This window comes from Bradyrhizobium sp. 1(2017) (genome assembly GCF_011602485.2).
GTDB lineage: Bacteria > Pseudomonadota > Alphaproteobacteria > Rhizobiales > Xanthobacteraceae > Bradyrhizobium.
The window spans coordinates 732,325-746,429 of the sequence record NZ_CP050022.2 but is presented as its reverse complement, the minus strand read 5'-3'; the positions used below and the strand labels follow the sequence as shown (position 1 = coordinate 746,429).

Genomic DNA, 14,105 nt, shown 5'->3' with positions numbered 1-14,105 from the left:
ACGATCAACCTCGGCGCCGAATTTCCGAACCGTCGCTCTCCAACCTGTCCTCCCGGATTAGACCGTTGATCAGTGACTTGGCGGCGTCCTCGATATAGGGCCCGGTTCGACGAAAGCCCAGCCACCGAGCAAACATGCGGATGCTTTCCGACCTCTCCGTCCAGCTTCTTCCCTGCATCGAGGCCAGGAACTGGTCCTTCAGAAACTCCCGGTCGTAGTCGGAGATAGTGCGTGCCCCGATCGTGATCTGTTCGCCATTGCTCTTCAGGATACCACGGCGAACGGCGGTGCGAATGACGTTCGTCATCTCCTCCCTGACGCGGGAGCCGGTACGCTCGTATCCGGATAGCCTAGCGAGCTCTCCAATCAGATCGTCGCGATCTCTCGCGCTCCCATCCATCAGCTGACGAAGACTTAGAATCAGATCATCACGCTCGACATTAGCCGCCGAGATCCGCGAGGCGCGCGTCTCGAGAATGGCGGCCGTCTCAGCACCATTCGATCCTCCAACACGTCTGACTTCCGGGCCAAGCTGTTGGGGAACGATGAAGTGAGCGCTCTGAATAGCACTCCAGCATGCCTCCTGCTTGCAGTATTCGCCTATATTCTTGACGTTGGGAGGCGTGTCCTTGATCTTTCTTGCTACCTGCCGGGCGACTTCAAGCAGACCCTGACCGAGCTCTTCCGATATGGTCTGGGTGTTCCAGATCATTTCAAGCGAGATCTCCGACTTGCGAACGCGCGCGAGGTAGGAGACGAGCCAGGCTATCGAATATGTGACGATCTGCGCCTTGAAGCCCCGGTCCGACCTGTACCAATCCGAGGTCGCGACCATCCGATCCGTCCAGCGAAACACGAGGGCTCTTGCCGCGGCTCTCTTGAACCACTCGTCATCGAACGACGCCTCGTTTTCCTCCCATTTCTTTCCGATATGTTCGGCGAATTCGATGAAGCATTTCTGCTCGCCCAAGCTGACGACGTTCGGCTGACACTGGAACGTCAACTCGAACTTGCCCAATTCGGTCTTGTCGATCCTTTGATCCTTTGGATACTCATGCTCGAACTTGGTTCGCGCAGCAGGCGTTCCGTAGGCAAGCTGGTCATTGTACTGCCCGCGCGCACGTTCGTAGAACCACTTTGAACCAGAAAGGAAGCCTGGCTTCGGCGGGGCCATAAGTCGTCTTGATATCTGTTCGAGCTTTAAGTGGAACGGATGACTGGAGAAGAAATCAGCCTCGTTGATCTTGTTCTGCGTGTTCGCGTATCGGGAAATCTTCGGTACCATTTCCTCTAAGTACTCGGGCGCCACAACCGAAAGCTTCATCGGCACCCAGATATCCTGAAGATCCGCGCCCGATCTATCCTTTGCGTAAAGTATCGATGCCGTCGTCTGCCCGCCGTTGACGATCTGCAAGTTTCTTATTGATTGAATTGCGAGCGAGCCATCATCCAGCCTATTTGTTTCAAGACTGGAAGCGGTAGCCGTAATGCCGTTGTTGTAGGCAAAAAATCTCCTCGGGTTAGAGACAATGGTTTCAATGATTCCGCGATTGACCTTCGTCTTTGCCTGAAGAAATGTTCGCACATTCTGTTCAAGCAGACGTGGCCCATAAAGGCTGTATATTTTCGCCAGCAGCGGCCCGGGCATCGCGACCAAGAACGCAGAATAGTCGCCGGCATCGGTGTGCGCCTTGAGGCAGGGAAGCGGTGAACCGTTGAGTTCGGCGAGGTCTATTTCAATCGGCTCGATCTGCCCCTTGGACTTCTTGATTCCATCGTACCGAGCGAGATCAAGCACACTGAACACGGCCGGATGTCCGATGATCTCCCCCGTTGCCTCAGGAGGTCGTCGGGTAGCCAGCCGCGCATTGGAAAAGATGACGATGCGAATGCGCCTGATCGCTCGGTAGTTCGAGTAGACAGGATAGGCCGCCTCGAATGCGGGACTGGTCTCCTCAAGCTCCTGAATGAACTCCGGCTTGATCGCCCGCTCGAGAAAGGACCTCACCCGCTGTATTAGAACCTCGATTTGGCCGGCATTCAACGACTCGACTTCGGTGCTGCTTCTGAGATCGCAGACTGCAAGATAGAGCTCGCCCGTCTCAGTCTCGAGCGCGTACCCATCCACCTGATAACCGCCCCGTCCCTCCTTCTTTGCCGGCGAGTAGGTCAGGTCGGTGCACTCGCCTGTAAGGGTTGCAAGACGCGAATAGAGATTGAAGAACGCCTCCGGCTGGGGACTCGCTGAGGAGTCCGCTTCCAGAAAGACGTCTTCCCAAAATTCCTTGTACGCGGTCGCAATATCAGATTCGTTTACCAACTACCTGCTCCATGGCCTTATCCAGGTCTGTCTCGAAGGGCAGGCATTCCTCCACTCTTATTTGGTAGGAAACCCGTTCAATCCCCTGCGCGAGAGTTGCTGGCGTGATCCTCGGAAATCCGTCCTCCACCGAGAAGAGCCTGCGCGATGCGAGCACCCAGTGCCTCTCGTCATATTCGGAGCGTCTGGTGTAATCTGCCTTCAGTAATCCAAGCTGGAATTCCAACCCGGGCGGTGACTCGGCGGGGCCAAGGAGTGCAGCTATTTCGTCCACGATTTGATTCAGGCTCCGGGAGCTTGGACTGCCCGTCATGGACGCTCCGAGAATCTGATGGCAAAGCAGTATATTCCCCGACGACGTGTCGAGCTGCGCCTCGGAACTGACGAAGATTCGTTGATCGGCAGTGCTAAGTTGCGTCTTTACCTCGATGATCCAGTTGCCGATCACAAAGTCCTGTTCTTCTCTGAATGCACCTCTCCATGAACTCGGCGCCTCAAGACCCATCACTGGCATAAGGCAGTCTCTCAGAAACAGTAGCTCGCCGAACAGGCCGATCATTTCCTGAGTTGATAGTACCTTCTCATACCTGCGCTTCAGAAGTTTCTGCCACTCGTAGAGCCGTGCGAGCACAACGAGCAACCCGGTCCCATTGTCCCCTCGCGGCAGTTTCGCGGTCGCAGAAAGAAGGTCGTGACACAGGGCTCGGAATATCTCCAGAGACTCCGAATCCAGGAGGGTCAATGTCAGCCGGCAGTTTTCGGCCTCGTCGAAGAATGTAGCTACGTCGATACCAGCAAGCTTCGGCGGAGTCGGCATTTGTGCCTTCTCGCAGGCTCCCTCCAGAACAAATATATAGCGCCCGTGGAAATCCTTGCCTCGTCGAAAATCGAGTGGATAGCGCACCTCCACACGGCGAACATTGTTAAGACCTGGATGCGAACTCGCCGGTATTTCACTCCACTGATCAGGCATCTACCGTCGCCTCCAAAATTGCCTCGTCATCGTCCTCTTGGTCGGCGAAGAGATCCAGCATCTGCTTCTGATAGACCTTGTTGACTTGATAGAGTCTGCTCTTGGCTGCAACCTTGGTCGGAGGAAGGCAAAAGCTCAGCGAAACAATAGGATCCTCGATCTTGAGCTTTTGCTGCCCGTTGTTCTTGAATATATGGATCAGAAGCATGGGCTGCGTCCGCTGGGCGCAGAACGCACGATCACCCCTCAGGCCGCCCTCCTTGTCCTTTTCCGCCAGCGCGGCCTCTACCTGCTCCTTCGACAGGCCGAGCTGTGCATCGTTAGGATCGGCAACTCGATGCTTCGAACCCGTCACTCGATAGGCTCCTCCATTGATGTCGCCTGATTCTCTTTCCCGGAGTTGGAACGAGTGGCCATCGATCACCTGCTGACCAGTACCACCCGCAGGATGCGGAATGCAGACATCCCACGTCTTCAGGTCCGCTTTCAACCGATCGGAAATGTAGTCCTGCACCAGGCTTGCATCCTGCGATATGCGACCGAGGTCGGGGTGCGCTTCCGAGAATCGAAACGCCTTCAGCAAGGCAACGATCTCATTGCCATCAACCCCGGACCAGAAAAGCGCTCTGTCCCGGTGATCTGACCTGCAGCCCGCCGACCCGATCTTGGCAACCAGCGTCTTAACGGCGTCGAGATTCCTCAGATTCACATCGTTGTCATTCACCAGCGAATGGCCCTCGATATGTCGGATCGAGTAGTCCTGCGCGAGGGTCAGCGCGGAAGCACTGCGCATCTTGTTCGCAGCAGTAATGCGAATGGCCGTCGGACTTTCGCGAACGCGCAGGCCAAACTCCCTTGGCGTCAGACCTGCAAGCTGCATCCTCCGAACCTCCGAACGCAGCTCTTCAATTGCCTCATGTATCTCTACATAGTGGTCAAGCGATTCCTTAGGAAGATAGACTCGGCACAGGTCTTCATAGTTGGGTCGATAACCAAACCACCGTGCCATCTGCATGAGGGTGTCCGACGTGGCCGTATTTCGCAGAATGTAAGAAATCACGAGGCCTTCCAGCGTGAGCCCGCGCGACAGGGCCAGTCCGCCGATTGCAATGACATGTAGGCCGTTTGCCCTGTTTTGCTGGTAGTCGAGCTTACCGCCCTTCATGTTTACGGTAATTGGCTTCATCGTCGAGATGGATTCGGTTGCAGTCCGCAGGACCTCCTCGAAAGTGAACCCGCAGGATGCGTATTCCCGCTCGAAGTCGACCTTCAATTCCTTGATGTTAGCATCGCTGATCTGACCCGGCTTAAGGCCCCCATTCACCGTGACGGAGTTCTTCAGCCTCTGCAGATAGTCGTAGACGAGCCCCAACACCTTTTCCTGCACGTCGTTAAACCGACTTACGTTTATCATCATCGAGCAATGCTTCTTGCCGTCACCACGGAGGATGCGGATTGCCCGGGCAAGCACAAACATCCTGATGGCAACATACAGCGACGACGGAAGCTGATTAATCTGGATGTCGCGCTTGTGCGAGAGCGGCAGGATGGCGTCAAAGTCTCTCTCATCGACCTGAACCACATGCGTCTTTCTCAGATCACCGGACTCCGCAAAGACCCTTGCGGCCCCCACATATGCTGACGGCGGATCGAGCTCCTTGATGAAGTTGCGCGGAAACAGATCATCAGACAGCATCTGCTGATCGCTGTCCGGATCAATGAAAATGTTCGCAAATGGCGTTGCCGTGTAGCCGACGTACGATGACCGCGAAAACAGATTTAATATCTGCCGAATTGCTCCATTAATTGCGGTAGTCGCCTTCGGGTCCTTTTGGGTATTGATCGAAGCATTGTCAGCCTCGTCGTCGATAAGGAGCAGCGGAAAGTCGATCTTCTGCCCGTGACTCTGCTCCCGTAGCCATTTCTGCAGGCTCTCCAAGGGAGCCTTGTTCTTCTTCGTGATAAAGATGATTGGCTCGTTATGAGCAGCGAGATTGAAGAACACCCCAGCCGCATCCCTTGTGAAATCGCGATCGCGCGAAGTTCCGTATGCAGGGAATCTCTTCGTGCCCGCGTAGTTGATGATCGGCAAAGCTTCCTGCGCAGTCGCGTGGAAAATCGATTTTCTTCCAATGAACGTCTCATCGAGCCGCTCCTGCGTTTGCGATCGCAAGGAATTCGTGATGCCTGCCAGCAGTATAATAACCTTATATCCGGCATCTGCAGCCTTGCAGATCAACGCCGAATAGTTCGTGGTCTTTCCTGATTGAACGTGGCCGATCACCATGCCACGACGCGACCAGCTGCCTGCATCGGATGGATCGCCGAGATAATCTAGGACTTCATCGGTTACAGCATCCAGTGTTGCGACCACTTGGGGAGCCAACGAGCCGCCCTCCAAGTAAAATCTCTGAAGCCGATTCCAGTAGTAGAAATCTATTGTCGAACGGCGGCCCGCGAGCCAAGGCTTGTAGTCACTGGTAACCGCCGAGCCTTTCCTTTGCGTGTGAGTGAAGAGGCTTTCCAAGCTCCGAACGACCTCTCCCTGCTCCTCCTGAGAGAGCTTGAATGGGCCCTGCTCGACGGCAGTCCGGATGGCCCCTTCGGGTATTGGCAGCGATTCATTCACTTCTTTGACGAATCTGCGCCCGATCTCGATGCGAAAGTAGGCCAGCTCGCTGTCAAGATTCCGCATCGGTCCACCCCTTCTCCTTCAGTATTTCCGCCACTGCCTTCCAATTTCTCGAGAAAGGTTCGGCCGTCTTCATCATTTTGGCCAGAAGTGAGAAATCCCCGCCCACCTCATGCAGCATCAGGGGAATGGCCGCCTCGACCTGTCTCCGGAACTCATGAGGATCGGTAACGGTCTGATGGATTTCCTGCATGCGTTTGGCGGCGTCGTCACCGAACGAGATTACGGGGAAGCTCTGCTCGATCACGTCAAGCACCGCGACGGCTGCACCTTTCGTACTCTCGTCGTCAATCGCCAAGAGTGCTGCAATGAGGGGGTGTTCGCGGTTGATGGAGTAGTGAATCTCACCACTCTTTGCGTGACGAGACCAGACGGTGGCCTCGGCGTTGGGGCCATCTATGTTTCCACCCTTCGAGCGGTAGACGCGTGCAGACCGCTTCTTCAAACCGTCAACGATCTGCTTCAGGCGATACCTCAGGACCGCTGGCAGCTGGACATCAGTCTTGTCGATCGTGATCTTCCAGATTGCGTCAAGCGAGTTCGGGATATCCACCTTGATGCGGATCAACTGGGACAGCTCTCCGAACTTGGCCAGTCGGAACCATTCACCGCTGATGATCAGCCTATAGTTCCTGTAGACGTAAAAGCCTTGGTTTCGTAGAAACCCTTCTTCGCCCGCGAGTCGCTCGTATGCGGAAAGCGTGATCTTGGAGTAGTGAGGGAGCACATAGGGCTGAATTATAATCGTGCCATCGCCGACCTTCAGCACCTCCCGCTCAAGCTCCTGCGTCGCATCGTGCTTCTCGTAGAATGGATCGAAGCCCTCAATTTCCTGGCCATTGAAGAAGATCTTGAGAGTTTTTCGCTTGGGCACGTCGCCGGTCAGATACCGATGATAGATGAGCGCAATCTTGTCTCTTGCATGCACAGTTCGGTCGTTGAAGTCCTCTTCCTTGATTGTGCCGTCGTCCGAAAGTCTGTCGCAGTCTGACCAGCGTATTTCCGTCCCGGCATGCTGACGAAGCTCAGGGGGCGCGACCTCTTTCAACTCATTGGCTGAAAGGACACCCATCGACCAGTCGCGAACGTTGTCGAGGTCCCACTCAGCTCCAGACATCACCCCATTCTTGCTGGTGATGACAGTCAGCCGTTTGCATTGCGAGAACGATGCGGATTTCAGCCCCCAGCCGAATCGACCAAGGTCATCCGGTGATCGCTCAGCGAGAGGATTAGTACTTGCCGGCTTCATTGCGGCATGGAGCTCCCTCTGGGTCATGCCGTAGCCGTCATCAAGAACCGTTACCTTGGGATCGCCAACGTTGTACAGGCAGGCTATCCAGATGTTGCGCGCCTGAGCCTTGATGCTGTTGTCGATAAGATCGGCTAGAGCCCCCGGCAGATCGTAGTTGCCGAAGCTACGCGCCGTCGTCATCAGCGATACGGCGTCCGGCTCGTTGCGAGTAAACTCCATGGCTCCTTCGCGAAATCTAATAAGCGCTCGTCAAAGTTGCAGTTGAGCGCAAAACAGACGGCGAGTCTATGCCTTTGGTCAGGCATCGACCGAGCGAGCTGTGGTGCCTGCAGTCGCGTCTCGGATTCGCGAGTGCAAGACCACTCTCATCCGCTGCGGCGCGACATCGATGCTGTCTATCCTTGAACATTGCGGATGCGGAGCGTCAGCCGCTCATGGACGAGAATAAGTTCTTGGCGAGGTAAACGTCCGAACCATCATTCATAGGTACCCTGCTGAAAACCGCTCACACACGCTGCGTACCCTAGAGGGTGTTGGACACCTTTTAGCCTTGCCTCAGTTTTGCTTGAGCAGCCGCTGAATTTCGTTCCCGCTCTTAATGTTCTCGAGAGCAAATGGCCGCAGGGCTTTGATCGTCGGATGGACCTTGAAAACATGCAACACCTTGAGGACCATGAGAGGCGGGTTACAATGCATCATAAGTATATCCTGTAGTGCGTCGGGATGTTCTTCACACAACTTCGCTATGGCTGAACCGTCTTGGTCCAATGATACTTTGAAGCCGCCGTCGGTAGGCACATTGAAGTAGTCAATCGACGCGCTCGATGGGTGGCAAACCCCACATAGCTTGTGATACAGCGCCTCGACGTTTGGGATCACTGACGCAAGCGTTCGGACGTAGGCAACGCTGTCCTTGGCTTTGACCCCCGGATCTCCGCCCCTTCGCCATTTTGCGTGTACAAAATGATCCAACGCTGCCTCAAGTTCACCCGCCAGAACAAGTTCGCTCTGTTTGCCCGCCAAGCAAAGCGAGATCAGTCGATGATGGAGCGCGAGGGTGTGTGGCACCTGCAGCAAGCCGTCGACGGTATCACCAGCGCTCTCCAAGAGGCCGCGGACGGCCGCGGCCCATCCGGGGAAGTTCTTTCGTTCATACATGACGCAAACTGCGTCAGCCCACCGCTTGGCTCTGATGATGGCAGTTAAGGATGCGAGGTGAGCCTTCTCGACCAACTCCGATGTTATGATGTAGTTGAATTGCTCCGCGGAAAAGTCGGACGTTTTCAACCAGTCGACAAACCATTCGTCAGACACAAATCGATATTCGTTGCTCGCAGCCTCGGGTATTGCCGCTTCGATCATCTCCAATAACGGCGCGGCTCTTTTGAATAGCTTTGTTGCCGTCATCCTCCGTCCCTCTCTTAGTAGCCCTGGGCCGCTTCCAGTGCGATACAGAGCATCGAGCCAACCTTATTCCTGACAGAGCACATCATGGTGCCTCGTCACAATGGCGGAAAAGATGCTGACGCCCAGGCCCTGGTGCTCTATGCCATCAACCAGAAGCGCGCAAAGGGTGGTGAGGCATACGCGTGGCAAAACGCTGATCGTCTTCCTGGATGCGGCAGCCGGCTATTGTTTCCAAACCGCAAGTTCGATGGCCCCCGCCGCTGGAGAGCGATGATCCGCTTCACGCGCAGGTCGGCACGCTCCTCATTCTGAATCGAGACAACGCCCGCCAGTTCACCTCTTCCATGGGGAGCGCAGTCAAGGCGGCCAATGGATCTGCGTGCTCGCGGGTACTGGTCGACGCGCTTGACCGCGCCAAAGCGCGCGATCCTACCTTCTCACCGAAGGCCGGCTTCACGGTGTCCGATCCGCCGACCAGCTGCCTCTGCTGGTGCCATACAGCGCAATCGCGAGAGACACAAACGATGAACCTGCTGGCGAGTCTCGTGTTGCATCCGTGTTGCACGGAGCTGAGGTTGCTCCAGGTAACCCCTTGTAATTCCACGCACTCAACGGAGCATACGGAATGGGCCCCCACGGCTCAAAATAGGTGTCAGAACGAAGCGCGCACGCGAATGAAATGCTGGTATTTATTGGGCTTCTTACTCCGGAAAGGCTGGCGATCCCGGGATGACTCGAACATCCGACCTACGGTTTAGGAAACCGCCGCTCTATCCGGCTGAGCTACGGGACCGCGGAACCCGTGCGTACGGGTTTGACCCCCTCATAGCAGAGCAAAATACGGTTCGCCAGCCCGCCAGGCGGGCCAGACCATCGTCAACCTGAACGGGGCGGCTATACAATCGTGTCCTGGCCCCTCTCGGCGGAGCAGCTCACATGATCGAAAGCATCAGCGCCATCACGCTCGGCACACATGACATGGCGCGCGCCGTGCGGTTCTACCGGTCACTGGGGTTCGAGCTCTTGTATGGCGGCGAAGCCGCCGCATTCACGAGCTTTCGCGCCGGCACCGGCTATCTCAACCTGACCGCACAGCCGGAAGACAAGCGCTGGTCCTGGTGGGGCCGCGTCATCTTCTACGTGGCTGATGTCGATGGGACCTACGCGCAGGCACGCGCCGCCGGATGGCAACCGTCGACCACGCCACGCGATGCCGAATGGGGTGAGCGCTACTTCCATCTCACCGACCCCGACGGCCACGAGCTCAGTTTCGCGCGGCCGTTGTCCTGATCTGACCGAGTAAGTCACGGCCGCTGACGTTCACCAAAGCGCAGGTAGCGCCGTCTCAGCTGCCGTGGCAATCTCGGCGCGGTTTCCTCATGCGAGAGTGTCTCGGGATCCAAACCAGGGAGGACGACCATGGCGACCTATGTCGTGCTCGGGAATTTCACTGATCAGGGAATCCGCAACGTCAAGGACTCACCCAAGCGGGCCGAGGCCTTCAAGGAGATGGCCAAAACGTTCGGCGTGACCGTGAAAGAGATCGTCTGGACGCAGGGACGATATGACGTTGTGACCGTTCTCGAGGCTCCAGATGAGGCTGCCGCGATGTCGCTCAGCCTCAGTCTCAGCGCGCTCGGCAATGTCCGCACCGAAACGCTGCGCGCCTTTTCGGCGGCAGACATGACCAAGATCGTCGGCAAGATGCTCTGACCCTCAAGGCCGCGTGAGTGCGCCGGAGCTGGCACTAGACCTGGGATGGCAATTCCGGGCCTCTCACGCCGTGATATTGTTGTCCTTCACCACCTTGCCCCAATAGGCGACCTGCTTGTCGAAGAAGGTCTTGAAGGCGGCGCCGTCCTCGAGCCGCAAGGTCATCTGCTGGGTCTCCTTGAGCTGGGCCGCGGTCGCGGGCTCGCTCAGGATCTCCTTGGATGCCGTCGCCATGGCCGCGACCACGTCCGGAGGCGTGCCTGCGGGTGCGAAGATGCCCCACCATGCCAGCGTCTCGAAATCCGGAAAGCCCGCCTCGATCGCGGTCTGCGTCTCCGGTAGCGCCGGCAACCGCTCGCGGCCGAGCTGCAGGATCGGCCGCAGCATGTTGGTGCCGAGCTGGGCGGCGACCAGCGCCGCCGATCCCGCGATGAGATCGACATGGCCGCCGAGCACGTCGTTCATGGCCGGCCCGCCGCCGCGATAGGGCACATGCATGATCTCGACGCCGGCCTTGCTGCCGAGCACGGTCATGGCGAGATGGCCGAGCGTGCCGATGCCGACGGAGGCATATTTCACCGCGCCGGGAGTCGCCTTGCAGGCGGCGACCACGTCCGCAAAACTCTTGTAAGGGCGCCCGGCGCCCGCGGCGATCACGTAAGGCGCGGTGCCGATCAGCAGGACCGGCATCAGCTCGCGCTCGACGTCGACCGGCGGCTTGTCGAGGATGGTCGGAATCACGGCATGGGAATCGAACGTCACCAGGAAGGTCGAGCCGTCCGCCGGGCTCTTGGCGACTTGCGCCGCACCGAGCGCACCGGCGGCGCCCGACTTGTTCTCGACCAGGACGATGCGATTGAGCTTGGTCTGCAGATTGCTCTGGAGCAGCCGCGCCATGGCATCGGTCGATCCGCCCGGCGGAAACGGCACCACCAGCGTGATCTTCGAAGCCTGCGCTGCTGCCGGCGACATTGCGAGAATGGCCGGTGCGGCCAGGAGCGTGCGTCGTGTGATCGTCATGGTCCCCTCCCTTTGATTTTCGCGCTTCGCTTTTTTGCTTTTGAGCGCTTCAGGTCGTGCCGAACCCCGACCCCGCTTTCTTGTATTCTGGCCGAGGCGGACTGAAGATGTCCAGCACGCGGGCGCCGTCGGGGCCGGCGCGCATGGTGTGCGGCACGTTGCCGGGCGTGCGCCAGAAATCGCCCTTCTTCACCGGGATTTCCTCGTCGCCCTGGACGCGGATGGCCGAACCGTCGAGCAGCACGCCCCATTGCTCCTCGGGATGATGGTGCAGCGTGCCCTGCGCATGCGGGGCCAGCGTCACCACCGACAGCATCGCCTGCTCGCCGGAAAAGATGCGCGTGGTCACGCCCGCCGCGAGCTCGCGGAAGAGGCCGTCGTCGGGATTGTCGATATTGTGGAATTCTTCCTTTTGGCTCACGTCATTTTCCCTTCGCTGTTCTCTGATCAGGACTTGCCGTAAGCGCCCTGGTAACGGCCCTCGCGGATCGCCTTCAGTGTCTCCTCCTCACGCGCGACCTGGACGCGTACCGCCTCCAGCAGCGCCGCGGCGCCCGCGCTGGGAAACGACACCACGCCGTCCTCGTCACCGACGACGATGTCACCGGGCGAGATCACGCTGCCGCCGATCGTCACCGGCACGTTGATCTCGCCGGGACCGTTCTTGTAGGGGCCGCGGTGGATCACCGCGCGGGCATAGCAGGGGAAGTCGTCCGCGGCGAACGCCGCGACATCGCGGATCGCCCCGTCGATGACATAGCCTTCGGCTTTGCGCCATTGCGCGATGTTCTTCATGATCTCGCCGATCAGCGCGCGGGTCTCGTCGCCGCCGCCGTCGACCACGATGACGTCGCCGGGGCCGACCAGATCGAGGGCGCGGTGGATGGCGAGGTTGTCGCCGGGACGGGTGCGCACCGTGAAGGCCGTCCCCACCAGCTTGCCGCCGCGATGATAAGGCTTCAGCCCGACCGCGCCCGGCAGGCGGGCGAGATTGTCCGAGATGACCGAGGTCGGCGCACCGCGAAAGCCCTCGATGAGGTCGGCCGCCGGCTTCGGCACGCTGTTGGCTGCAATGGTGATCGTCATGCTTTCAAGATCCTTCCGTGACTTTTCTTATTCGGCGTGCGCCGGCGCCTTCGAAGGCAAAATCCGGAAGGCGCGCCCCTCCTTCATCCACACCGCGCGCTCGTCGCGCAACAGGGTACGGCGGACTTTACCGGAATCATCGCGCGGCGGGGCGCCGACGATCTCGAAGCTCTCCGGATGCTTGTAGCGGCTGAGCCTGTCCTTGAGGAAGTCCGCCATGCCGTCGGCGATGGCCTGGGCATTGGCGCCAGGCTCCGGCTCGATGATGGCATGAACGCGCTGGCCCAGTTCAGGATCGGGCAATCCCACCACGACACAGGAGCGCACGCCGGGAGCCTCGGACACCGCAGCCTCGACCTCGGCCGGATAGATGTTGGCGCCGCCGCGCAGGACCATGTCGGCGAGGCGGTCGCCGAGATAGAGATAGCCTTCGGCATCGAGCCGGCCGATATCGCCGAGCGATTCCCAGCCATCGGCGCGGCGTTTCGGTTCGGCGCCGAGATAGTGGTAGGTCGCGTCCTTGCCGTCATTGTTGAGGAAGTAGATCTCGCCGGTCTCGCCCGGCGCGACGTCGTTGCCGTCCTCGCCGATGATGCGAAGCTTCGCCATCTCGCCGATCTTGCCGACCGAGCCTTTATGCGTCAGCCATTCGGTGCCTGATACGATGCAGGAGCCCTGGCGTTCGGTGCCGCCATAGAGCTCCCAGATTCGCTCGGGCCCGAGCCAGGCGATCCAGTTCTCCTTCAGCCAGGGCGGCATCGGAGCCGCCATATGGAAGACGGTCTGAAGGCTAGACAAATCGTAGGCATTGCGCGCGCTTTCCGGCAGCGCCCAGATCCGGTGCATCATGGTCGGCACGAAATTGACCCATTGCACGCGCTGGCGTTCGATCTGCCGCAGCGTCTCCTCGGCATCGAATTTGACGAGGCCGGTGAGCTGGCCGCCCGTGAACAGCGCGTAATGCGACACGATGAACGGCGCATTGTGGTAGAGCGGACCGGGATTGAGCAGCGAGACGCCGAAGGGGATGTTGAGCGGCGGCGGCGCGATGGTGTCGGTCACCGCCGGATGGTGATCGAGGATCACCTTGGGACGCCCGGTCGAGCCGCCTGAGGTCATGGCCTTCCAGTAGCGCGCCACCGGCGGATTGAGCGGCTCGTCCGAGAATCCCTCCGGCACAAAGTCCGCCGGGAGGCGGTTCGGCGCGTTCCAGTCGGCCTCACCGCCAACCACCAGCGCCGGCTTGAGGATGTCGAGCACGGCGGCGGCTTCGCCGCGCGGCAGCCGCCATGACAGCGAGGTCGGCGTCGCCCCGCACTTCCACACCGCAAAGGAAGTCTCGAAGAACGCGTTGCCGTTGGGCAAACCGATCGCGACGAAGTCGCCGGGCTTGACGCCCCTGGCCATGAAGGCCCGCGCACGGCGATTGGCGCCACGCTCGAGTTCGTCCCATGTCAGCGTGGCCTGCCCGTGACGGACGGCGATCGTGCCGTGCGGTTTGCGTTCAGCGTACCAGCGCGGCACGTCGGACAGGGGCAGCAGCATCAGGCGTTTCCACTTCGTGTTCTTGGCGTCGCCTCACGATGAGGCACGGCGCGGGACGAAGTGTAACAGGCAAGGCCGGACCTTCAAGACGCAATGC

Annotated in this window: 11 protein-coding genes and 1 tRNA gene; 2 read left to right on the top strand and 10 right to left on the bottom strand. The window is 58.9% G+C overall.

What is annotated here, in order from left to right; genetic code table 11:
* Positions 1–4: 4 nt before the first annotated feature.
* The 6 genes from HAP40_RS03455 to HAP40_RS03430 all read right to left on the bottom strand — a co-directional run bounded on the left by HAP40_RS03455 (position 5) and on the right by HAP40_RS03430 (position 9,437).
* Positions 5–2,320 (bottom strand): AIPR family protein, encoded by a 2,316-nt coding sequence (locus tag HAP40_RS03455; RefSeq protein ID WP_166819101.1) that lies wholly within the window; start codon positions 2,318–2,320, stop codon positions 5–7.
* Positions 2,304–3,293 carry a PD-(D/E)XK motif protein gene (locus HAP40_RS03450; RefSeq protein ID WP_166819102.1) on the bottom strand — a complete coding sequence of 330 codons (990 nt, stop codon included), beginning with the start codon at positions 3,291–3,293 and terminating at the stop codon, positions 2,304–2,306. The genes HAP40_RS03455 and HAP40_RS03450 overlap by 17 nt, the downstream gene beginning before the upstream one ends.
* Complete coding sequence (locus HAP40_RS03445; RefSeq protein WP_166819103.1) at positions 3,286–5,988, bottom strand: Z1 domain-containing protein; 2,703 nt, start codon at positions 5,986–5,988, stop codon at positions 3,286–3,288. Before HAP40_RS03445 ends, HAP40_RS03450 begins: the two co-directional genes overlap by 8 nt.
* Positions 5,975–7,456 (bottom strand): ATP-binding protein, encoded by a 1,482-nt coding sequence (locus HAP40_RS03440; protein ID WP_166819104.1) that lies wholly within the window; start codon positions 7,454–7,456, stop codon positions 5,975–5,977. The genes HAP40_RS03445 and HAP40_RS03440 overlap by 14 nt, the downstream gene beginning before the upstream one ends.
* Positions 7,457–7,792: 336 nt before the next feature.
* Positions 7,793–8,644, bottom strand: a complete 852-nt coding sequence (locus HAP40_RS03435) for a hypothetical protein (protein WP_166819105.1) — start codon at positions 8,642–8,644, stop codon at positions 7,793–7,795.
* Between the two features lie 716 nt (positions 8,645–9,360).
* Positions 9,361–9,437, bottom strand: a tRNA-Arg gene (locus HAP40_RS03430).
* Positions 9,438–9,580: 143 nt separating this feature from the next.
* On the opposite strand from HAP40_RS03430, the gene HAP40_RS03425 reads away from it, so the two are divergent.
* Complete coding sequence (locus tag HAP40_RS03425; protein WP_166819106.1) at positions 9,581–9,934, top strand: VOC family protein; 354 nt, start codon at positions 9,581–9,583, stop codon at positions 9,932–9,934.
* Between the two features lie 129 nt (positions 9,935–10,063).
* Positions 10,064–10,357 (top strand): GYD domain-containing protein, encoded by a 294-nt coding sequence (locus HAP40_RS03420; protein WP_166819107.1) that lies wholly within the window; start codon positions 10,064–10,066, stop codon positions 10,355–10,357.
* A 63-nt stretch (positions 10,358–10,420) separates the two neighbouring features.
* Here HAP40_RS03420 and HAP40_RS03415 read toward each other — a convergent pair whose 3' ends face one another.
* Genes HAP40_RS03415 through HAP40_RS03400 form a run of 4 tightly spaced genes read right to left on the bottom strand, consistent with a single transcriptional unit; the run spans position 10,421 to position 14,008 of the window.
* Positions 10,421–11,377 (bottom strand): tripartite tricarboxylate transporter substrate-binding protein, encoded by a 957-nt coding sequence (locus HAP40_RS03415; RefSeq protein ID WP_166819108.1) that lies wholly within the window; start codon positions 11,375–11,377, stop codon positions 10,421–10,423.
* A 49-nt stretch (positions 11,378–11,426) separates the two neighbouring features.
* Complete coding sequence (locus HAP40_RS03410; protein ID WP_166819109.1) at positions 11,427–11,798, bottom strand: dimethylsulfonioproprionate lyase family protein; 372 nt, start codon at positions 11,796–11,798, stop codon at positions 11,427–11,429.
* 26 nt (positions 11,799–11,824) lie between these two features.
* A complete protein-coding gene (locus HAP40_RS03405) occupies positions 11,825–12,463 on the bottom strand; it encodes an RraA family protein (protein ID WP_166819110.1) in 639 nt (212 codons plus the stop codon).
* Between the two features lie 27 nt (positions 12,464–12,490).
* Positions 12,491–14,008, bottom strand: coding sequence for an AMP-binding protein (locus tag HAP40_RS03400; protein ID WP_166819111.1), 1,518 nt, complete (start codon positions 14,006–14,008; stop codon positions 12,491–12,493).
* Positions 14,009–14,105 lie beyond the last annotated feature (97 nt).

What these genes read in the sequence shown, in the direction of transcription:
- HAP40_RS03450 (WP_166819102.1), bottom strand. Translation starts at nt 3,293, where the DNA reads ATGCCTGATCAGTGGAGTGAAATACCGGCGAGTTCGCATCCAGGTCTT.
- HAP40_RS03445 (WP_166819103.1), bottom strand. Translation starts at nt 5,988, where the DNA reads ATGCGGAATCTTGACAGCGAGCTGGCCTACTTTCGCATCGAGATCGGG.
- HAP40_RS03440 (WP_166819104.1), bottom strand. Translation starts at nt 7,456, where the DNA reads ATGGAGTTTACTCGCAACGAGCCGGACGCCGTATCGCTGATGACGACG.
- HAP40_RS03435 (WP_166819105.1), bottom strand. Translation starts at nt 8,644, where the DNA reads ATGACGGCAACAAAGCTATTCAAAAGAGCCGCGCCGTTATTGGAGATG.
- HAP40_RS03425 (WP_166819106.1), top strand. Translation starts at nt 9,581, where the DNA reads ATGATCGAAAGCATCAGCGCCATCACGCTCGGCACACATGACATGGCG.
- HAP40_RS03420 (WP_166819107.1), top strand. Translation starts at nt 10,064, where the DNA reads ATGGCGACCTATGTCGTGCTCGGGAATTTCACTGATCAGGGAATCCGC.
- HAP40_RS03415 (WP_166819108.1), bottom strand. Translation starts at nt 11,377, where the DNA reads ATGACGATCACACGACGCACGCTCCTGGCCGCACCGGCCATTCTCGCA.
- HAP40_RS03405 (WP_166819110.1), bottom strand. Translation starts at nt 12,463, where the DNA reads ATGACGATCACCATTGCAGCCAACAGCGTGCCGAAGCCGGCGGCCGAC.
- HAP40_RS03400 (WP_166819111.1), bottom strand. Translation starts at nt 14,008, where the DNA reads ATGCTGCTGCCCCTGTCCGACGTGCCGCGCTGGTACGCTGAACGCAAA.